This is a genomic window from Ulvibacterium marinum (genome assembly GCF_003626755.1).
Taxonomy (GTDB): domain Bacteria; phylum Bacteroidota; class Bacteroidia; order Flavobacteriales; family Flavobacteriaceae; genus Ulvibacterium; species Ulvibacterium marinum.
The window spans coordinates 395237-416805 of sequence record NZ_RBCJ01000001.1 but is presented as its reverse complement, the minus strand read 5'-3'; the positions used below and the strand labels follow the sequence as shown (position 1 = coordinate 416805).

General features: G+C 42.7%; 17 protein-coding genes. 11 read left to right on the top strand and 6 right to left on the bottom strand.

The window, feature by feature from the left end:
* Positions 1–222 precede the first annotated feature (222 nt).
* From D7Z94_RS01830 to D7Z94_RS01815, 4 genes are all read left to right on the top strand, one after another.
* On the top strand, positions 223–1209 hold the full coding sequence (locus D7Z94_RS01830) for a ribonucleotide-diphosphate reductase subunit beta (RefSeq protein WP_120709798.1): 987 nt from the start codon (positions 223–225) through the stop codon (positions 1207–1209).
* A 108-nt stretch (positions 1210–1317) separates the two neighbouring features.
* A complete protein-coding gene (locus D7Z94_RS01825; RefSeq protein WP_120709797.1) occupies positions 1318–3807 on the top strand; it encodes a ribonucleoside-diphosphate reductase subunit alpha in 2490 nt (829 codons plus the stop codon).
* A gap of 775 nt (positions 3808–4582) precedes the next feature.
* Positions 4583–5947: a TrpB-like pyridoxal phosphate-dependent enzyme gene (locus tag D7Z94_RS01820; protein ID WP_120709796.1), complete on the top strand. Its 1365-nt coding sequence runs from the start codon at positions 4583–4585 to the stop codon at positions 5945–5947.
* Between the two features lie 6 nt (positions 5948–5953).
* A complete protein-coding gene (locus D7Z94_RS01815; protein ID WP_317125756.1) occupies positions 5954–7282 on the top strand; it encodes an alpha-L-fucosidase in 1329 nt (442 codons plus the stop codon).
* A gap of 8 nt (positions 7283–7290) precedes the next feature.
* Here the strand turns inward: D7Z94_RS01815 and D7Z94_RS01810 are convergent, their stop codons facing one another.
* The 3 genes from D7Z94_RS01810 to D7Z94_RS01800 are packed head-to-tail and all read right to left on the bottom strand — an operon-like array spanning position 7291 to position 10575.
* Positions 7291–8205: a hydroxypyruvate isomerase family protein gene (locus tag D7Z94_RS01810; protein ID WP_120709794.1), complete on the bottom strand. Its 915-nt coding sequence runs from the start codon at positions 8203–8205 to the stop codon at positions 7291–7293.
* A gap of 10 nt (positions 8206–8215) precedes the next feature.
* Positions 8216–8863, bottom strand: coding sequence for a gluconate 2-dehydrogenase subunit 3 family protein (locus D7Z94_RS01805; protein ID WP_120709793.1), 648 nt, complete (start codon positions 8861–8863; stop codon positions 8216–8218).
* Positions 8863–10575: a GMC oxidoreductase gene (locus D7Z94_RS01800; RefSeq protein WP_120709792.1), complete on the bottom strand. Its 1713-nt coding sequence runs from the start codon at positions 10573–10575 to the stop codon at positions 8863–8865. Before D7Z94_RS01800 ends, D7Z94_RS01805 begins: the two co-directional genes overlap by 1 nt.
* A gap of 141 nt (positions 10576–10716) precedes the next feature.
* Between D7Z94_RS01800 and D7Z94_RS01795 the strand changes: the two genes are divergently transcribed.
* Genes D7Z94_RS01795 through D7Z94_RS01780 form a run of 4 tightly spaced genes read left to right on the top strand, consistent with a single transcriptional unit; the run spans position 10717 to position 14622 of the window.
* Complete coding sequence (locus D7Z94_RS01795) at positions 10717–11718, top strand: sugar phosphate isomerase/epimerase family protein (RefSeq protein WP_120709791.1); 1002 nt, start codon at positions 10717–10719, stop codon at positions 11716–11718.
* A gap of 19 nt (positions 11719–11737) precedes the next feature.
* Positions 11738–12181: a DinB family protein gene (locus D7Z94_RS01790; RefSeq protein WP_120710836.1), complete on the top strand. Its 444-nt coding sequence runs from the start codon at positions 11738–11740 to the stop codon at positions 12179–12181.
* Positions 12182–12198: 17 nt separating this feature from the next.
* On the top strand, positions 12199–13425 hold the full coding sequence (locus tag D7Z94_RS01785) for an MFS transporter (RefSeq protein ID WP_120709790.1): 1227 nt from the start codon (positions 12199–12201) through the stop codon (positions 13423–13425).
* A gap of 57 nt (positions 13426–13482) precedes the next feature.
* The gene (locus D7Z94_RS01780; protein WP_120709789.1) at positions 13483–14622 is read left to right on the top strand and encodes a Gfo/Idh/MocA family protein; all 1140 of its coding nucleotides are present in this window, start codon (positions 13483–13485) and stop codon (positions 14620–14622) included.
* A gap of 104 nt (positions 14623–14726) precedes the next feature.
* Here D7Z94_RS01780 and D7Z94_RS01775 read toward each other — a convergent pair whose 3' ends face one another.
* The 3 genes from D7Z94_RS01775 to D7Z94_RS01765 are packed head-to-tail and all read right to left on the bottom strand — an operon-like array spanning position 14727 to position 18654.
* Entirely contained in the window at positions 14727–15191 is a 465-nt protein-coding gene (locus D7Z94_RS01775) for an ASCH domain-containing protein (RefSeq protein ID WP_120709788.1), read from the bottom strand.
* 43 nt (positions 15192–15234) lie between these two features.
* Positions 15235–16944, bottom strand: a complete 1710-nt coding sequence (locus tag D7Z94_RS01770) for a GMC oxidoreductase (RefSeq protein ID WP_120709787.1) — start codon at positions 16942–16944, stop codon at positions 15235–15237.
* Between the two features lie 9 nt (positions 16945–16953).
* Positions 16954–18654 (bottom strand): GMC oxidoreductase, encoded by a 1701-nt coding sequence (locus D7Z94_RS01765; protein WP_120709786.1) that lies wholly within the window; start codon positions 18652–18654, stop codon positions 16954–16956.
* A gap of 160 nt (positions 18655–18814) precedes the next feature.
* On the opposite strand from D7Z94_RS01765, the gene D7Z94_RS01760 reads away from it, so the two are divergent.
* The 3 genes from D7Z94_RS01760 to D7Z94_RS01750 all read left to right on the top strand — a co-directional run bounded on the left by D7Z94_RS01760 (position 18815) and on the right by D7Z94_RS01750 (position 21566).
* Positions 18815–19867, top strand: coding sequence for a sugar phosphate isomerase/epimerase family protein (locus tag D7Z94_RS01760; RefSeq protein WP_120709785.1), 1053 nt, complete (start codon positions 18815–18817; stop codon positions 19865–19867).
* Between the two features lie 18 nt (positions 19868–19885).
* Entirely contained in the window at positions 19886–20644 is a 759-nt protein-coding gene (locus tag D7Z94_RS01755; RefSeq protein ID WP_120709784.1) for a 3-keto-disaccharide hydrolase, read from the top strand.
* 106 nt (positions 20645–20750) lie between these two features.
* The gene (locus D7Z94_RS01750) at positions 20751–21566 is read left to right on the top strand and encodes a 3-keto-disaccharide hydrolase (protein WP_120709783.1); all 816 of its coding nucleotides are present in this window, start codon (positions 20751–20753) and stop codon (positions 21564–21566) included.
* The last annotated feature ends 3 nt before the right edge of the window (positions 21567–21569 follow it).

The following is a 21569-nucleotide window of genomic DNA, read 5'->3' as shown; positions in this document are numbered from 1 at the left end:
TCTATTTATTTTGTTTAACGCCAATAAAATAGAATACGAAATTTTTAATTTCTGATTAGGGCAATGTTCATCACTTGCGAGGATGGATTTCAACAACCTGTGTTAAAAACTTTGAACCGGTTTTGATAAAACAGCCTTTACAATTTGATAACATTTTTGAATCTTTGTTACTCCCCCGAAAGGTATTTTTATCTTCAAATAACTAAAAAAGCTTAACAAATTATGTCGACAGTCGAAGAGCCCATTTTACAGGAAAACAAGGATAGATTCGTGATATTCCCTATTGAGCATCATGATTTGTGGGAATGGTACAAAAAGTGCGAAGCTTGTTTTTGGACTGCCGAAGAGATAGATTTACATCAGGATTTATCTGATTGGAACAATAAGTTAAGTGAAGATGAACGTTACTTTGTAAAGCATATTTTAGCCTTTTTTGCCGCATCCGATGGAATTGTAAATGAGAATTTGGCCGAGAATTTTGTGAATGAAGTCCAATATTCCGAAGCCAAGTTCTTTTATGGATTCCAGATTATGATGGAGAATATCCACTCCGAGACCTATTCTCTTTTAATAGACACCTACGTAAAGGACGAAAAAGAAAAAAACATCCTTTTTCAAGCCATTGAAAACTTTCCAGCCATCAAGAAAAAGGCAGATTGGGCTCTTAAATGGATTGATTCCCCCAGCTTTGCCGAGCGATTGATCGCTTTTGCCGCCGTAGAGGGAATTTTCTTTTCTGGAGCTTTTTGTTCCATATTTTGGTTGAAGAAAAGGGGGTTGATGCCTGGATTGACTTTTTCCAATGAGCTGATTTCCAGGGATGAAGGTATGCACTGTGACTATGCTGTTCATCTACATAACCATCACTTGGTTAACAAGGTGCCCAAAGAAAGGATTACACAGATTCTAACAAATGCCCTGGATATAGAGCGTGAGTTTATTACTGAGTCCCTGCCAGTAAGCCTGATAGGCATGAACGCAAAACTAATGACCCAATACTTGGAATTTGTAACCGATAGGTTGTTGGTGGAACTTCAATGCGAAAAAGTATATAATTCTACCAATCCATTTGATTTTATGGATATGATCTCACTGCAGGGGAAGACCAATTTCTTCGAAAAAAGGGTATCGGAATACCAAAAAGCTGGTGTCCTCAACAAAGAAAAGGATGAGGATTCACAGAAAATCAGTTTTGACGCCGATTTTTAAATATTCAATTACTCGGATTTCTAAATCTGCTCGGATAAGCTTATAGCCACGGGACCTTAGAAAACCCAACACAATTTACCAACACATCACTAAAACAACGTAAAGAAAATGTATGTAGTAAAAAGGGACGGAAGAAAAGAGCCGATGATGTTCGATAAGATCACGGCAAGGGTCAGAAAACTATGTTATGGCCTCAACGAATTGGTAGACCCCATAAAAGTGGCCATGCGCGTAATAGAGGGACTTTATGACGGCGTTACCACCTCCGAGCTGGATAATTTAGCCGCTGAGCAAGCTGCTACAATGACCACAACACACCCGGATTATGCGAAATTGGCCGCTCGTATCTCTGTTTCTAATTTACATAAGAATACCAAAAAATCCTTCTCCGAAACCATGAAGGATTTGTACGAATACATAAATCCCAGAACGGGTAAAAAAGCCCCACTTCTTTCCGATGAGGTCTATAAGGTAGTTTCCGAGAATTCCGAAAAATTGGATTCTACCATCATATATAATCGCGATTTTGGGTATGACTACTTCGGTTTTAAGACCTTGGAGCGGTCCTATCTCCTAAAACTGAACGGCAAGATAGCCGAACGACCCCAGCATATGTTAATGCGTGTTGCCGTTGGAATTCATTTGAATGATTTGGAATCCGCCTTGGAGACATATGAGTTGATGTCAAAAAAATACTTCACTCATGCAACACCTACGCTCTTCAATTCCGGAACGCCCAAACCACAGATGTCTTCCTGCTTCCTTCTGGCGATGAAGGACGATAGCATTGATGGCATTTATGACACCTTGAAGCAAACCGCCAAAATTTCACAATCTGCTGGAGGTATTGGACTTTCTATCCATAATGTTCGGGCCACGGGATCATATATAGCCGGCACCAATGGCACTTCCAATGGTATTGTACCCATGCTGCGCGTATTTAATGATACGGCACGGTACGTTGATCAAGGAGGTGGAAAACGAAAAGGAAGTTTTGCCATTTATGTAGAGCCTTGGCATGCAGATATTTTTGACTTCTTGGAATTAAAGAAGAACCACGGAAAAGAAGAAATGCGTGCCCGTGACTTGTTCTATGCCATGTGGATTCCGGATTTGTTCATGAAGCGTGTGGAGGCCAATGAAAATTGGACCTTGATGTGTCCTAATGAATGCCCAGGACTGTTTTCAAATCATAGTGAGGAATTTGAGAAATTATATTTAAAATATGAGGCCGAGGATAAAGGGCGGAAAACGGTAAAGGCCAGGGATTTATGGGAGAAAATATTGGAATCCCAAATTGAGACGGGAACGCCTTACATGCTATATAAGGATGCGGCCAATCGTAAAAGCAATCAGAAAAACTTGGGCACCATCCGATCTTCCAATCTTTGTACCGAGATATTGGAGTATACCTCTCCGGATGAAGTAGCGGTCTGCAACTTGGCTTCCATAGCACTTCCCATGTTCATCAAAGGGGGCAAATTTGACCATAAAGAATTGTTTAAGGTTACAAAGCGGGTAACCAAGAACCTTAACAGGGTTATAGATAGAAATTATTACCCAGTTAAGGAAGCGGAAAATTCCAATATGCGGCATAGACCCATTGGTCTGGGCGTTCAAGGATTGGCAGATACCTTTATTACGTTGCGCCTGCCCTTTACAAGTGATGAGGCCAAGGAATTGAACCATGACATTTTTGAAACTTTGTATTATGCTGCCGTTACCGCTTCCATGGAAGAGGCCAAGGAGGATGGGGCCTACTCTTCCTTTAAGGGCTCTCCAATTTCAGAAGGTAAATTTCAGCACAATCTTTGGGGCATCAAGGATGAAGAACTTTCCGGTCGATGGGATTGGGTCAAATTGCGCAAACAGGTTATGAAACATGGTGTTCGTAACTCCCTACTGGTTGCCCCGATGCCTACGGCCTCTACCTCACAGATACTTGGTAACAATGAATGTTTTGAACCCTATACCTCGAATATCTATACCCGAAGGGTATTGTCCGGGGAGTTTATAGTAGTGAACAAACATCTCTTGGAAGACCTGGTAAAATTGGGGATTTGGAATGAAAACCTAAAACAGGAGTTGATGCGTGCCAATGGTTCTATCCAACACATTGATATAATTCCCGAGGAAATCAAGGAATTGTATAAGACCGTTTGGGAGCTCAGTATGAAAGATATTATAGATATGAGCCGTCAGCGTGGGTATTTCATTGACCAAAGTCAATCACTGAATTTGTTTATGGAAAATGCCAATTATTCCAAATTGACCTCTATGCATTTTTATGCTTGGAAAAGTGGATTAAAAACAGGGATGTACTATTTGAGAACCAAGGCAGCTGTAGATGCCATTAAGTTCACCTTGGACAATACAAAGAAAAAGGAAATACCTGTGAGTGTAGCCGCTGAAGCAGAAGTTGCCGCGGCCATACCTCCTGCCCCTGAAGAGGCAAAAGCGATTGAGGTTAAGCCAACTCCAGTAGTTCAACAACAAGAATCGGATATACGGCCTATGACCGCTGAAGAAATGAAAGAAATGATCGCACGGGCCAAGGAAGGCCAGGCAGATGATGATTGCCTCATGTGTGGGTCATAATTTTGCGCTGAAAAGCCCTGTTGTCTAAATAGGGTTCAGAATGTGATAGTGTTTATTGATTAAAAAGCCCTGGTATTTATTATGCTGGGGCTTTTTCAGTTCTTCAAATGAAAGTCGAGGGAATGTATGCACACACGGCGTACTTAAGAGTAAGTAGAAATCTGATTGTAGACCAATCTATTTTTTAAAGTACGGCTTTAATGCTATAGAGAACATATAGGCCGCAAGGTATATCATTAAGATAACGAGATAATTGTCCATGCCCCAATAAAATTTGTTTAATATATACGCAAGAAAAACGAAAAAAGATTACATTAATTTTACAAACAGAGTGAAAAATTTGTTAAATCTCTTTTAAAGACAAAAAGGAAATTAACTGTATTTAGAATTGAGCAAGAGAATCGGTATCAGAGCTGCACGGGCAGTTTCGATAAGTAGAATTAAAGTGTTGGACTTTGTTTGCGGGATAACAATAAGGTCTACGAATCTAGCTTTTTCTTAAGATAAAAAAGATAGAAAGCCTTTGAAATCAAGAGCAAAAGCACATAAACGCCAAGAAGGTAGATATAGGGGGACATACTATTTTAACGTAAATGTAAACCAAAACTTACGTCAGTTGTGTGTAGTTTATCGAAAACTCAAATTTTTTCGATAAAATGCATTTATTTCGGGGGTGCTATCAGTATCAAAGTAGACTCATTATAGTTCAACAAAAAGATTTTTATTAAAACCTTTCGCTATATTTAAAACATCAGTCCAACTAAATAAAAAAGCTATGAGACAACGAAAATTTACGCTCGAAGAAAATGAGATTCCGGAAAACTGGTACAATATAGTTGCCGATATGCCCAATAAACCATTGCCTCCCCTACATCCAGGAACTTTGGAACCCATTGGTCCCGAGGCTTTGGCCCCACTGTTTCCCATGGCCCTTATTGAGCAGGAGGTGAGTATGGAAAAATGGATTTCCATACCTGATGAGGTACGGAATATCTACGGGTTATGGAGGCCTACTCCTTTGTACAGGGCCTACGGCTTGGAAAAGGCATTGGATACCCCGGCAAAGATCTATTATAAATATGAAGGGATAAGTCCGTCCGGTTCACATAAACCCAATACAGCTGTTGCACAGGCCTACTATAATAAGAAAGAAGGAGTTAAAAGAATTACTACCGAGACCGGTGCCGGGCAATGGGGTAGCGCGTTGAGTTTCGCATGCCAACATTTTAACATCGATTGTGAAGTCTATATGGTAAAACTCTCCTATAATCACAAGCCTTACCGCAAATCTATGATGAACACTTGGGGGGCAAAAGTTTATGCTTCTCCCACTGATTTGACCGAGGCTGGCAAGAAGATTTTGGCCCAAGACCCTAATAGCCCAGGTTCTTTGGGAATAGCAATCTCCGAAGCTGTAGAAGCGGCTATGCGCGATGATCAAACCAAATACGCTCTAGGAAGTGTGCTCAACCATGTTAAGCTCCACCAAACCGTAATTGGGCAGGAGGCCGTAAAACAAATGGAAAAAGCCGGGGATATGCCGGATATCGTAATTGCACCATTCGGTGGTGGCTCCAATTTTGCCGGTATCGCTTTTCCCTTTCTGCGATTAAATTTTGAAGAAGGGAAAAACATCCGTTGCATATCCAGTGAACCTACATCATGTCCAAAATTGACACGAGGGGTGTTCAAATATGATTTTGGCGATACTGGAGGTATGACACCTCTTTTGCCCATGTACACCTTGGGACATGATTTTGTGCCGGCACCCATACACGCAGGAGGACTCCGTTATCATGGAGCAGGGGTTATTGTAAGCCAATTGTTGAAGGATAAATTGATCGAGGCCGTGGCCCATGATAATTTGGAGGTTTTTGATGCCGGAGTACTTTTCGCAAAAGCCGAAGGTATAATCCCAGCCCCGGAAGCTACACATGGCATCGCTACGGTAATTGCCGAAGCCAATAAGTGCAAGGAGGAGGGCATATCAAGAACCATTCTCTTCAACCTTTGTGGACATGGCAATTTTGACATGAAGGCCTATGATGATTATTTTGAAGGAAAAATAGTGAAACATGAATTGACCCAGGAGCAAATCAATGCTTCCTTGGCCAAATTAAATACACCCGAAATACCCTAAAAGATCATGTTTAAGACGATAAAAAACTCAATTTTCGCAACAGTTTTTTTAATTATGACCTATATAGGTTTTGCCCAAGAGGTTTATGAACCAACAAAAGAAAATTTAGAAAATCGGCAATGGTTTCAAGATGCTAAATTCGGTCTTTTTGTGCATTGGGGAGTTTATAGCGTTATGGGTGGTGGTGGAAATCCGGGTGTAGCAGAATGGTTCATGGAACAAAAAAAGATTCCCATTGCCAAGTATGAAAAATTGCCCGGCTTTTTTAATCCTATAAACTTTGATGCTGCGGAATGGGTACAGATGGTGAAAAATGCTGGGATGAAATACATTACCATAACCAGTAAGCATCATGATGGTTTTGCCATGTATGATTCCGATATTTCGGATTATAATATTGTGGATACCACACCCTATGGCAAGGATGTACTTAAAATGCTGGCCGAAGAATGTAGAAAACAAGGGATAAAGCTTTTCTTTTACTATTCACAGTTAGATTGGCACCATCCGGATTATTACCCTCGCGGGAGAACAGGCCAGGGATATACGGGTCGTCCGGAAAGCGGCAACTGGAACAAATACATAGAATATATGAATGCCCAATTGAGAGAGTTGTTGACAAACTATGGCGAAATTGGAGGAATATGGTTCGATGGCATGTGGGACAAAAAAGACGCGGATTGGCAACATGTGAAGACCTATAAAATGATTCACGAACTTCAACCAGGAGCCCTAATTGGAAGTAATCATCACGTGAGCCCATATCCAGGGGAGGACTTTCAAATGTTTGAGCAGGATCTTCCTGGGGAAAATACTGCAGGATTCAATAAAGGACCTATAAGTCAGCTTCCACTGGAAATGTGCCTAACCATAAATGGTTCTTGGGGATTTAACCTTCTGGACGATAATCACAAGTCACCTAAGGAATTGGTTCATATGTTGGTGAAGTCTGCGGGCAGGGATGCTAACTTGTTGCTGAACGTTGGACCTATGCCCAATGGGGAAATACAGTCTGAACATAAAGCATCGCTCAAGGCCATGGGCGAATGGATGAACCAGAACGGAGAAACCATTTACGGAACGCGAAAGGGAATTGTAGCTCCTGAGGATTGGGGTGTTAGCACCCAAAAGGGAAAAACCCTTTATATTCATGTGCTGGATTGGGATAAGGAGGTCTTACTTATTAATCCATTTAAGGAAAAAGTTAAATCAGTAACGTTCTATAAGGACAAAGTCAAGGTTAACCATCGTTTGGATAAATATGGCCTTCTGTTGGAAATCCCAGAGAACCGAAAGGACGATGTCGATACAATTATAGAGGTAATCCTAAAATAGCTATTGGGCTATAAAAAACTATCCACCTGTTTATAGGCATCTATAACGGCCTGCTCACCGCCCTTACCCTGTTTGGAGTTTCCATGTTCCATGCCCAAAACACCATCAAAACCTTTCTCATGAATCCACTTAAAGACATTCTTATAGTTGATTTCACCTGTGGTGGGCTCTTTTCGTCCTGGATTGTCCCCAATTTGAATATAGGCGATTTCATCCCAGGTGAGTTCCATATTATGGATGAGGTGGCCTTCATTTTTCTGCATATGATAGATATCGTACAATATTTTGCATGATGGACTATCTACCCCTTTACAAACCAAATAGGTCTGTTCCGATGTTCTCAAGTACAGGTCTGGCGAATCCGATAGCGGTTCAAGCACCATAACCAATCCGTGAGGCTCAAAAATTTCCGCCCCTCGGCGCAGGGCCTCAATAACGTTTGCATTCTGTACCCCTATGGGAAGGTTTCGTTCAAATCCACCGGGAACAACCGTCATCCATTTTGCATTTACACGTTTGGCCACTTCTACAGCTTTTCTACAGCCATCCAAGAATATGTCCAGATATTCTTGTTTACCCGCAGCGAGTGTATTGGCCATATTGCCGCCTTTGTCTACAACAAAGACGCCCATAGTCATATTGCGTTTGGCAAGGGTTTCCCCCATTTTGGTCTGTAAGGCCACATCACGCTTCATCATGCCATTATCCTCAAAGGCAGTGAACCCTTGATCTGCCATAAAATTGATTTGGTCTATGGGGTCTTCTCCCGCAAGTTCCTTGAACATGCCTAAATGGGGGGCGTATTTTAGGTTAAATTTATGGGGAGCCTCCAGTTTGTGACCTTTGGCGTATACCATTGCCCCGCCCAGGGAAATTGCTCCACTGCCCAATGCGGTTTTCTGTATAAAACTTCGTCTTTTCATGAATTTGTTTTTATATGGACCAAGCCTTGCCCCCAGTTAGTTCCTGAACATCACCACAACCAATATATTCCCCGGGAACTGGAAGGTATTCCAAAACCTGTTCCCCAACATATTCAGAGGTTTTATAACCCCAAATGGTCATATCCCTTAGATTTTTGGCAAACGCAAAACGAGAAATACTATCATCCAAATTTGCTTCCTTTCCTTCTGCCATGGCTTCATTGTATTGTTGGATAGCCTCAAGATTCTTCATTTCATCATCTTTGGTCACTTTTAGAGCTTCTGCAAGAACATGTTCCAAGTCTTCGGAAGTTAGCTCTCCAGCTTTTTCCTTTCCGGAATTTTGCAAAGCCTTATCAAGAAAACGGCCCATGGACATTTTTGCAAAATCCTGTTCTTCCTTTTCCGCAACCTGGTCCACAAAACGATCAATAAAAATATGTACTTGAACTTCGGATGCCGATGGCGTATCCGTTTTCGGAAGAATAATATCTACCAGTCTGGTCAATGCAGCTCCTTCATCCTTGGAAAAGAAATCCGGTGTCCATTCCAAGGCCGTTTCATTTTTACAGCTTTGCATTATGCTGATCAGTGTTGGGGTAGCAACGGAATAGCCCATGGCGAGCCCCATATTTTTAAGTGCTTTTCTTCTATCCATTATATATTTCCTTTTTTAAGTTCTTTTGCTGCATGATCGGCCGCTCTGGCGGTGAAAGCCATATAGGTCAAGGATGGGTTTACACAACTGGCCGAGGTCATAAAAGAGCCATCCGTTACATAAACATTGGGCACCGCATGGACCTGATTATGTCCATTGAGCACCGATGTCTTAGGGTTTCTTCCCATACGGGCAGTTCCCATTTCATGAATGCCAAGACCTAAAGCTCCCGGGCTGTCAAAGGGTTCAACATCACGGAGACCGGCCTTTTCCAACATCTCCACAGCCGAAGCTTTCATGTCCTTGCGCATCTCGTACTCGTTCTCTTGCAATTCCGCATCAAAAGTCAATGTAGGTAGCCCCCATTGATCCTTTTTGTCATAGTCCAAGGTAAATCTATTGTCCTCATAGGGCAAGACCTCCCCGAAACCACCCATACCAAAGGTCCACCCCCCAGGTTTTAAAATGGCATCCTTCATGTCCTTTCCATAACCGAGCTCTGCAATACTATCGTCCCAGTTGCCCCTACTGGCTCCACCCTGATATCCGAAGCCTCTTTTGTACTCTTTACGATTGGAATCTCCTCCTAGATTTCTAAAACGCGGGATATATATGCCATTGGGTTTTCTTCCTTTATAGTACTTGTCATCAAAACCATCAAACTTACCTTGGGCACCCACCCTAAGATGATGATCCATGATATTACGGCCCAATTGATCCGAATCATTGCCCAAACCGTTGGGGAACCTATCCGACTTGGATTGCATCAATATAGAAGTCGATGCCATCGCGGAAGCACAAAGGAAGATAACCTTGGCCTTAAATTCATAACTCTCTTTTGTAGTACGGTCAATGACTTTTACTCCTGTGGCCCTTTTGGTATCCGGGTCATACAGTATTTCATGAACAATGGAATCCGGTCGTAACGTCATATTTCCTGTGCGTTCCGCCGCTGGTAGGGTAGAGGAAAGACTACTAAAATACCCGCCGAAAGGACATCCTCTAATGCAACGGTTCCTAAATTGGCATTTAGTACGTCCATCAAACGTCTTATCCCCTGTAATATGTGCAACACGGCCCGCAGTAACAACCCGGCCATCAAAATTTTCGGCAACTTTTTCCCGAACATGTTGTTCTACACAATTCAGTTCCATCATGGGTAGAAATTGCCCGTCTGGTAATTGTGGAAGCTCAAGAAGTTCCCCGCTCACCCCGATGTAGGATTCAACCTTGTCATACCAAGGTGCGATATCTTTGTATCGTACCGGCCAATCCACCGCAACTCCCTCGCGTTTGTTCGCCTCAAAATCAATATTGCTCCAACGATAACTATGACGGCCCCATTGTAGGGATCGTCCCCCTAAATGATATCCTCGCATCCAATCAAAACGTTTGATTTCATTATAAGGGTGCTCCAAGTCGTTCACGAACCACATACGGCTGGCCGCCTTTGTAGTATATCCCGTCCGAGCTTGTTTGAGTTGTTGAGCCTTTTGTTTTGTAGTGGGTTCGCCACCATTGGGAAAATCCCAGGCATCTAAATTAGCGGTCTCATAGTCTTGAATATGTTTGACCATTCTACCTCGTTCCAGAACTAATGTTTTTAATCCTTTTTCACACAATTCTTTTGCGGCCCAGCCTCCGCTGATACCAGTTCCGACAACAATAGCGTCATACGACGCCTGTTCGTCGTTGTAATAAAATTTGCTCATGTACCTGATTGTTTATGCCCTAAATGTATTAAATATAAAATTAATTTTCTACATTTAAACGCTATACTCCTTGCAGTATGGTCTACTATATCGATGTAGAAAATCAGCAGCGATTCATTAGCGAACAACTAACCCTGTACCATGAGAAGAAGACATTTTATACAAAATGGCTCCCGAGCGGGCCTAGCACTATCCCTCTTAGGACTTCATGCCTGTAAGGAAGAAAAGAAAAAAGATTCCGAAGAAACAGAAGAAAATACAACAATGGAAGAAACCGCCCCTTTCTTTAAACTATCCTTGGCCCAATGGTCCATCCATAAAATGATACGGGAAGACGGGGTGGATCCGTATACCTTTGCCGAAAAGGCCAAGAAATGGGGTTTTACGGGGATTGAATATGTAAATCAGCTCTATAATAAAGAATTGGAAGCGGCCAATTACTCCGATGAGGCTATGGTTGCATTTGTGGAAAAATGCAATGCGGAAGCAAAAAAACATGGTGTTGAAAATGTACTGATAATGGTTGATGGAGAAGGTGGAATGGCCGTACCGGATGTGAACGAGCGTAAGCAGACCGTGGAAAACCACTACAAATGGGTCGATGCCGCGGCCGCTATGGGATGCCACGCCATACGAGTAAACCTGTATGGAACGGACGACCCAAAAATTTGGAAGGAAGCCTCCGTAGATTCCCTTACCCAATTATCTACATATGCCAAGGCTAAAAATATAAATGTAATTGTAGAGAACCATGGTGGACTTTCTTCCAACGGTGCCATGGTGGCAGATGTTATGGAAACCGTAAACATGGATAATTGCGGTACGCTACCGGATTTTGGTAATTTTTGTATCCGAAGGAACGATCCGGACGATTATACAAAAGGCTGTGCCGAAATGTATGATATTTATCAAGGGGTAACCGAATTGATGCAGCACGCCAAGGCGGTGAGCGCCAAATCCCACGAATTTGATGCCAATGGAAATGAGACCCAAATTGATTATACAAAAATGCTTCAAATTGTAAAGGATGCCGGTTACACAGGTCATATTGGTGTGGAGTATGAAGGAAGTGAACTCAGTGAGAAAGAAGGTATTTTGGCCACTAAGGAATTGATGCTCAATGCTGCCAAGAAGTTGGGCTGATACCAAAGCGATACAGTTTATGAAAGTGTTTTTTAACCAGCTTTTTGATTACAATTTCTATTGCAACAAAAAACTTATTGAGCGATGTAGTGCCATGGATACCGTTCCTGAAAAAAGTATTACGCTCTTTAGTCATATCCTCAATGCCCATCATATTTGGAATGCCAGAATTCTAGGAAAACCTCCCGAATATAAGGTCTGGCAACCGCATGACATTAAGGATTGGGGTGATATACATTACGAGAATCAAAGGAGCTCTTTCGAGATTACCACCAATTCGGAGGATTTTGAAAAACGGATCGATTATGAGAATACGGAGGGGCGTCTGTTTGCCAATACCCTAAAGGATATTCTGTTTCATATTATTAATCATTCCTCTCACCATCGGGGTCAGATAACCATGGATTTTAGGGACAACAATTTGGAGCCGTTACCTATGGATTATATTCATTACAAACGATAACGGAAAATATAGGCTTTATGAAAGTAGGAGTTCGTTTGCAACTATCCCTAATGATGTTTTTGGAATTTTTTGTCTGGGGTAGTTGGTACGTGACCATGGGGATTTATCTTCCTAACACTTTAGGCTCGGATGGTGCCGAAATAGCAATGGCGTATTCAACCCAGTCCTGGGGTGCCATTTTGGCCCCGTTCATCATCGGGCTTATCGCCGACCGGTTTTTTAATGCAGAACGTATTTTGGGCGTTTTACATCTTTTAGGGGCCGTATTGATGTACCTCTTATACCAAACCACGGACTTTACCTTGTTCTTTCCATACCTTTTGGCCTATATGATTTTATATATGTCCAGCTTGGCCTTGGTGAACTCTGTATCTTTTAACCAAATGAATAATCCTGCGAAGGAATTTGCCCAGGTTCGTGTTTTTGGAACCATTGGATGGATCGCGGCCGGACTTCTTATTAGTTATTTGAATTGGGACTCACAGGAAGGCATATCCGAAGGCATCTTACGGAACACTTTTTTAATGGCCGCAATTTCATCGGCGTTACTTGGGGTTTTTTGCTTCACCCTTCCGAAAACACCTCCGCGAATGGATAAAAAAAAGAAAGTAAGTATTTCGGATATTCTGGGGCTAGAGGCATTAGGACTTTTAAAAGACCGCAATTTTTTGATTTTCTTCATGGCATCTGTCCTTATCTGTATTCCATTGGCTTTCTATTATCAGCATGCCGGACAGTTTTTGGGAGAGATTGGTGTGACCAACCCAGCTGGAAAGATGACCATCGGTCAGATTTCGGAAATTCTTTTTATGCTATTACTCCCTTTCTTTTTCAAAAAGTACGGATTTAAAAAAACCATGTTGGTGGCCATGTTGGCCTGGGCCGTGCGTTATGTGCTATTCGCCTATGGTAATCCAGGTGAGCTGGCATTTTTGTTATTGTTGGGGATTGCCCTACACGGTATCTGTTACGATTTTTTCTTTGTTTCCGGACAGATTTATACCGATAGCAAGGCCGGAACCCATATTAAAAGTGCCGCCCAGGGATTGATTACCTTGGCCACCTACGGCCTTGGCATGCTCATTGGCTTTTGGATTGCAGGTAAAATCACAGATACCTACATCTCCATGGAGGGCGCGCATGCCTGGGAAATCATTTGGTTGTATCCGGCGGCTTTTGCCCTTTTGGTATTTTTTCTATTTTTCATTTTCTTCAAGAATGAAAAAATCACCTATAAAACTTAGATATTTTCTATATATTAATCACATAAAAATCAACACCTATTTTTAAAGTATACCATTATGCCAAAGAAGATTAGATTAGGAATTTTAGGAGGGGGCGGCGATTCTCTCATAGGAGTTTTGCACCGGGTTGCTTCCCATATCAATGATAACTATGAAATAGTAGGAGCGGTTTTCAATCCGGTTTATGAGGAAAATATAGGCTTTGCCAAAGAAATAGATGTTCCTACCGATCGCATTTATAAAGATTTTGATGCCTTTATTGAAGGAGAAATGAAATTGCCCAAAGAAGAGCGGATTCAGGTCTGTTCCGTACAGACCCCTAATTTTCTTCATTTTCCCATGGCCAAGAAATTGCTGGATAATGGGTTTCACGTTATCTGCGAAAAGCCAATGACCACTACTTTGGAGGAGGCAAAAATATTACAAGAAGCACACAAAAAGGCAGGTACAATATTCGCCCTGACCCATACCTATACGGGCTATCCAATGGTGCGTCAAATGCGTGAAATGATAAAATCCGGGGCTTTGGGAAAAATCCATAAGGTGGATGCTCGTTACTACCAAGGTTGGATCAATACCATTATCCATGATAAGGAGAAGCGCTCATCCGTATGGCGATTAGATCCGGAGAAGGCCGGTATCAGCTCCTGTATGGGGGATATTGGGGTACATGCCTTTAATTTAGTGGAATATACCACAGGACTTCAGGTAAAATCCCTATTGTGTGATTTCAACTATTTATATGAGGACAATAAAATGGATGTGGATGGCACTGTTCTTGTCCGAATGGGCGATCACGTTAAAGGAGTTATCCGGGGAAGCCAAGTGGCCACGGGAGAGGAAAACGGACTGGCTATCGCAATCTATGGGGAAAAAGCCTCGTTTCGTTGGGAGCAGGAAAAACCTAATTTTCTGTACAAGCAAAGCGATACTGAACCTACCCAAGTATACAAGCCCGGACACGCCTATAACTCCGAATTGTCGCTGAACGGCACAAAACTACCACCAGGGCATCCCGAAGGAATCTTCGATTCTATGGCAAACATCTATTTGGGGGCTGCCAGGGCCATACGGGGAGAGCAATACAATGATGGAGAATTCCCTACCATGTTGGATGGTGTTCGCGGCATGAATTTCATCGAAGCCACGGTGGAATCCCATAAGGGAGGTAATGTTTGGGTGGAGATGGAAAGCTAACCTTTATAAAACACATCCAAAGGAATATTTAAATTATAAGGCCCTAAAAGTTTTTAACTTTTAGGGCCTTATAATAAAAGATGCCTAATACCGAAGACTTAAGGCTATCGTTCAAACACCTTCTCAAATTCTTGGCATACAATAATCATACTGTCCCTTGGGACACGCCCAAAAGGTTCCAACTCCCGGGTGTAATAATCCCAATGTACGCGTTTCCAATACTCTAGGGATTTATCACCTTCTCCTTCCAGTTTGGCATATTCCTGATTAATACTGAAATAGGGTTTGAACGAGACCTTGGTGAGCCTCACAATACATTGCGCTTTGCCCTCCCAATCGGTTACTACAATAAAATCCCCGATTTTAGGCAAGGTTTCCTTTCGGTATTGAAGTCCCAATAAAGAATCGGAAGTAGCTTTTTTAGTTCCCTTTTTTACCAATTCTGCACATTCATTGGCATCCGTCTCGTTATCGCAAAAATGAATAACATTAGGGGCATCTACAAAAGCAAATTCCAGATGGGCGTCCAAAAAATCGCCCCACATATTTCTGGCTGAAGCGTTATCCATTAGTAGCTGTTTTGGTAAAGCAAAATACGCTCATAATTTCTATCTAGAAAATAGTTTTCTTTTTCAGTTGTTGGGCAGCATGATTGGCCGCCCTTGCCGTAAACGCCATATAGGTTAAGGAAGGGTTTACACAACTGGAAGAAGTCATAAACGCTCCATCGGTAACATATACATTTTTAACGGCATGTATCTGATTATTCTTGTTCACTACTGATGTTTTTGGGTCATGTCCCATTCTTGCGCCTCCCATTTCATGAATGGCCGATCCCGGCCCCGAAGTTGTATCATACCCCTTTACATCCACAAATCCGGCTTTTTCAAAAATGGCAATGGCCTCGTTCATCATATCCTTCCGCATCTCCAACTCATTAGTTTTTAATTCTACATCAAAATCCAATAAAGGTAGTCCCCACTGGTCTTTTTTAACGGAACTTAGCGTTACCTTATTGTCGTCATAGGGCAAAAACTCACCAAAGGCGGTCATCCCAATTTGCCATTGTCCCGGTTTAAGAATGGCTTCCTTCAACCCACCCCCATAGACCGTCTCGGCAATTAGGTTGGACCAATTGTTTCTACTTGCCCCTCCTTGGTAGCCAAATCCACGTAGATAGTTTTTACGCTCCGTGTTCCCGCCAAGGTTTGTGAATCTAGGAATATAAAAGCCATTAGGCCTTCGTCCTTTGTAGTATTTGTCCATATGGCCATTGACCGTGGCACTGGCGCCCACCTTAAAATGATGGTCCATAATATTGGTTCCCAGCTTTCCGGAATCGTTTCCCATTCCATTCGGAAAACGATCAGATTTGGATTTTAATAGAATACCCACCGAGGACATGGCCGAAGCACATAGAAAAATAACTTTTGCCCTAAACTCTAATTTTTCACGGGTTTCCGTATCAATGACACGAACTCCAATGGCTTTATTTACCGTTTCATCATAAATGATTTCATGGACTATAGAATTAGGACGAAGTGTCATATTCCCTGTCCGTTCCGCTGCAGGAAGTGTAGAAGAGTTGCTACTAAAATACCCACCAAAGGGACAACCTCGTTTGCATCTGTTTCGATATTGACAAGGTCCTCTATTGGCAAAGTCGGTTGTGTTTTTTGTGATATGCGCTACACGGCCGATAGTCAATAAACGGCCATCGTCAAAATTCTGGGACATATTGGCCTGTAGCTCCTTCTCTACGCAGTTAAGCTGCATGGGAGGATGAAATTTGCCGTCCGGTAATTGTTTCAATCCCAAGTTTTCCCCACTTACACCTATGTATTCTTCTACGGTATCGTACCATGGAGCAATGTCTCCATAGCGTACCGGCCAATCCACACCATGACCATCCTTTTTATTGGCCGCAAAATCAATATCGCACCAGCGGTAACTTTGCCGTCCCCAGGTAAGTGAACGCCCCCCTACTTGATAGCCTCGAATCCAATCAAAACGTTTGGTCTCTTCATAGGGGTGGTCCAAGGCATTGACAAAAAAATGCATGGCCTCCCGCTGTCTATTTACACCGCCCATTGGTAATAATGAAAAGGCTTTCTTTTCCTCTCGCGTTAGTTCGCCCCTGAATTCATAATCCCATGGATCATCGTTCATCGTGGGATAGTCGGTTACATGTTTTACCATTCTCCCGCGCTCCAGTACCAAGGTCTTTAAACCATTCTCACAGAGTTCTTTGGCGGCCCATCCACCACTTATTCCCGTTCCTACTACAATGGCGTCATATGTTGTATTTGGGTTTGCCGGCATGTACTAAATTTATGAAAACTTTCCGGCCTTCAATTGTTTTGCCGCATGATTGGCGGCTCTCACAGTAAAGGCCATGTAAGTTAAGGAAGGATTTACACAGCTCGAGGAGCTCATGAACGCCCCATCGGTCATATAAACATTGGGAACCTTATGGACTTGATTGTTTTTGTTGGTAACAGAGGTATTGGGATTATGCCCCATTCGGGCACCACCCATTTCATGGATACCTAAACCTGGGCCGGTGGATTCGTCATAGGGTTGAACATCCTTAAAACCTGCTTTGGCAAACATATCCATGACTTCTCGTATAATGTCCTCCCGCATTTTGTATTCATTTTCCTTGAATTCCACATCAAAATCAAGCTGAGGTAATCCCCATTGATCCTTTTCCGTTGTACTTAGGGTCACTTTGTTATCGTCATAGGGAAGAAATTCCCCAAAACCGGTCACTCCAATTTGCCAATTCCCGGGTTTTAGTACGGAATCCTTCAAATTTTTTCCATAGCTCATCTCCTTAATGGAAGCCGACCAATCCTCCCTACTGGCACTACCCTGATATCCGAAACCTCTTAAGTAATCACGCTTCGTCTTTTCATCCATGTTCACCCAACGCGGAATATAAAATCCATTGGGCCGTCTGCCTTTATAATATTTATCCAAATAGCCATCTATTTTTGCCGTGGCACCCAACTTATAATGATGATCCATAATATTCTTGCCCAACATCCCGGAATCGTTACCCATTCCATTGGGAAAGCGATCGGACGTGGATTTTAGCAAAATCCCCACCGAGGCCATTGCAGAAGCACAGAGAAAAATAACCTTCGCCTTGAACTCTAATTTTTCGTGGGTTTCGGTGTCGATAACTCGAACTCCAGTGGCTTTTTTGGAAGTCTCGTCGTAAACTACTTCATGAACAATAGAATTAGGCCTTAGCGTCATATTTCCTGTCCGCTCAGCTGCTGGAAGTGTCGAGGAGTTGCTGCTAAAATATCCGCCGAAAGGACAACCGCGCCAGCATCTGTTCCTATATTGGCAGGGATTCCGTCCTTCAACCTGGGCCTGCTTATCCGTAATGTGGGCCACTCGACCGATAGTCAATAAACGGCCATCATCATATTTTTCGGCCATTGTTTTTTTTAGATCGTACTCACCGCATATTAAATCCATGGGTGGTTGAAACTTACCATCCGGTAATTGTTTCAATCCCAAGTTTTCCCCACTTACACCTATGTATTCTTCGACCTTATCGTACCATGGGGCAATGTCCTGATAGCGTACCGGCCAATCCACGCCGTGTCCATCTTTTTTATTGGCCTCAAAATCAATATCGCTCCAGCGATAGCTTTGGCGCCCCCATGTTAGGGATCGGCCGCCCACGTGATAACCTCTGATCCAGTCAAAGCGTTTGGTCTCTATATATGGATGCTCCAAATCGTTTACAAAGAAGTGTTTTACATCGTCCTTTGGGGCCCAATTGACCCGGAGTTGTTTGTGATATTTTTTCCTATCCTCTGCGGAAAGTTCATTTTTATAAGGAAAGTCCCATGCGTCCATGTTCATTGTGGGATAGTCCTTAATGTGTTCCACCATTCTTCCGCGTTCCAACACTAAGGTCTTTAAACCATTCTCGCAGAGTTCCTTGGCTGCCCAGCCTCCACTAATGCCGGTACCTACCACTATGGCATCATACACTTCTTCTTGATTCATCTTGGATTTCTTATTTTAATTCTGATGGTTTTCCTATATTTATGATTTCCCGAAGTAAAGCAGAACCTAGAGGAAATTTAGAGAACTAAATATAGGATTTATTCTAACACTTCCGTAAAATATTAAATTCATAATCAAATTAATATAGAATACTGTACTGATGAAGACAATTAAAGGACCTGCCGTTTTTTTGGCACAATTTGTAGATAGCAAGGCACCTTTTAACTCGCTGGATGGCATGTGCCAATGGGCGGCCGATCTGGGTTACAAAGGAATTCAAATTCCTACTTGGGAAAGCTTTTTGATCGATTTGGACAAAGCTGCGGAAAGTCAAACATATTGCGACGAACTCAAGGGGAAAGTAAACTCCTATGGATTGGAAATTACCGAACTCTCCACGCATCTGCAAGGTCAACTGGTAGCGGTACATCCCGCATTTGATATCATGTTCGATGGTTTTGCTCCAAATCATGTAAGGAACAATCCAAAGGCTCGCACGGAATGGGCGGTAGATGTGGTAAAGAAAGCCGGTACGGCGAGCAGAAGGTTGGGCATTACGGCGCATGCTACTTTTTCCGGGTCCCTTTTATGGCATACTTCATATCCTTGGCCGCAGCGGCCTCCTGGACTTGTAGATATGGGCTTTGAGGAATTGGCCAAGCGATGGAAGCCCATTTTAGATCATTTTGATGAGGAAGGTGTGGATGTCTGTTATGAAATACATCCCGGTGAGGATTTGCATGACGGGGATACCTTTGAGCGTTTTTTGAAAGCCACGGGAAATCACAAAAGGGTCAATCTACTTTATGATCCCAGCCATTTTGTACTTCAGCAACTGGATTATTTAGCCTATATAGACTTCTATCATGAGTTTATAAAATCCTTTCATGTAAAGGATTCCGAGTTTAATCCTACCGGGAAAAAGGGCGTCTATGGTGGATATAACGATTGGGAGAATCGTGCCGGTCGTTTCCGTTCCTTAGGCGATGGTCAGATCGATTTTAAAACGATTTTCTCCAAACTAACGCAATACGGCTGTGACGTTTGGGCCGTAATGGAGTGGGAATGTTGCATTAAGAGTCCTGAACAGGGTGCTCGGGAGGGAGCCATCTTTATCCAAGACCACATTATCGAGGCCACCCAAAGAACTTTTGATGATTTCGCCGGGGGCGAAACGGACAAGGAAGTGCTTAAAAACATACTCGGAATCTAAACCGTTAAAACTTAAATTATGAAACAGTTTTTATGTATTGTGCTTATAACCATATCCACTTTGGGCTGCAAGGAAAAAGCGAAAACACCTACCGAAGAAGCCATAGAAGAGGCCGTTTCGGAAGCTGATGTCACGACCTCTGAGAACGAAGAATGGATTGTTCTTTTTGATGGTACTTCTTTTGATGGTTGGAAAGAATATCTAAAGGAAGACATTTCCGAACACTGGAAATTGGAGGATGGGGCTATGGTCTTTTACCCTCCTGAAGATCGAAAAAAAGGTGAGAGCTATAACCTGGTGACCGAAAAGGAGTTCACCGATTTTGAGCTTTCCCTGGAATGGAGGATTGCCGAGGGAGGCAATAGTGGCATCTTTTGGGGCGTTGCCGAAATGCCTTCACTCAATCAACCTTACCGTACGGGACCTGAAATACAGGTACTCGATAATGAGAAACATCCCGATGGCAAAAATGGCACGAGCCATCAAGCAGGGGCATTGTACGATATGGTATCCCCAACTAAGGATGTTACCAAGCCGGTTGGAGAGTGGAATACCTGTGTGTTGACCATAAACCATAAAACGAATCAAGGAAGTGTTATGCTAAACGGGGAGAAAGTGGTTGAATTTCCCGTGAACGATCCGGAATGGAGTACTATGGTAGCCGATTCAAAATTTGCCGATTGGGAGCATTTCGGAAAACATACCACAGGTAAAATTGGACTTCAAGATCATGGGGACGGGGTGGCATTCCGTAATGTAAAAATCAAGGAGTTATAGTGCAGGATTATTAGTGCCATATTTGCTACGTAAATATGGCTATTTGCTGGATGCATCTGTACAAATGAGAAATACCAAAGATTGAAACGATATGAACACTTTACTAATGAAAAAACTACTCACATTAATTACCCTTTTTTCACTTTCCATTGTATTGGGACAGGAAGCCATATTGGGAGAGACTCCAGGAATAGTAAGAGACGGAGTAATCGTACACCCCGAGTATGAAGGCCCGGAACCTACCAAACCCAAGGCCACGGAATTCTATGAGCCCAAGGTTCCCAAGGTCACTCCTGGAACAAATGGCAGCCCGCCTAGCGACGCTATCGTTCTTTTTGATGGTACAAGTTTTGATGGTTGGGTTAGTTCAAAAGATGGTACTTCTCCAGCCCCATGGCGTTTGAACGATGATGGAAGTATGACCGTTGCCGATAGGACAGGGGATATACAGACCAAACAAAAGTTTGGAGATATGCAGCTACATATTGAATGGCGATCACCACTACCGGTTCAGCGCGATAATCAAAACCGAGGTAATAGTGGAATTTTTATAAGTGGTCTTTATGAGATACAGGTTCTGGATCAAAATGATAACCCCACTTATGTAAATGGCCAAGTGGGTTCTATTTATAAGCAAGGGCCACCATTGGCAATGGCTTCCGTACCTACGGGAGAATGGAATACCTATGACATTGTTTATCATGCACCGGAGTTCAATGCCAAAGGTGAAAAAATCAAATCCGGTACCGTTACGGTTATTCACAATGGGGTGTTGATCCAAGACCATACAGAAATCAAGGGGACTACGCCCTATATAGGATGGCCAAAAAATCCTGCACATGGCAAAGGCCCGCTAAAGCTCCAGGATCATGGTGACGACAGTCGGGTAAGCTATAGGAACATTTGGGTCAGGGAACTATAACTG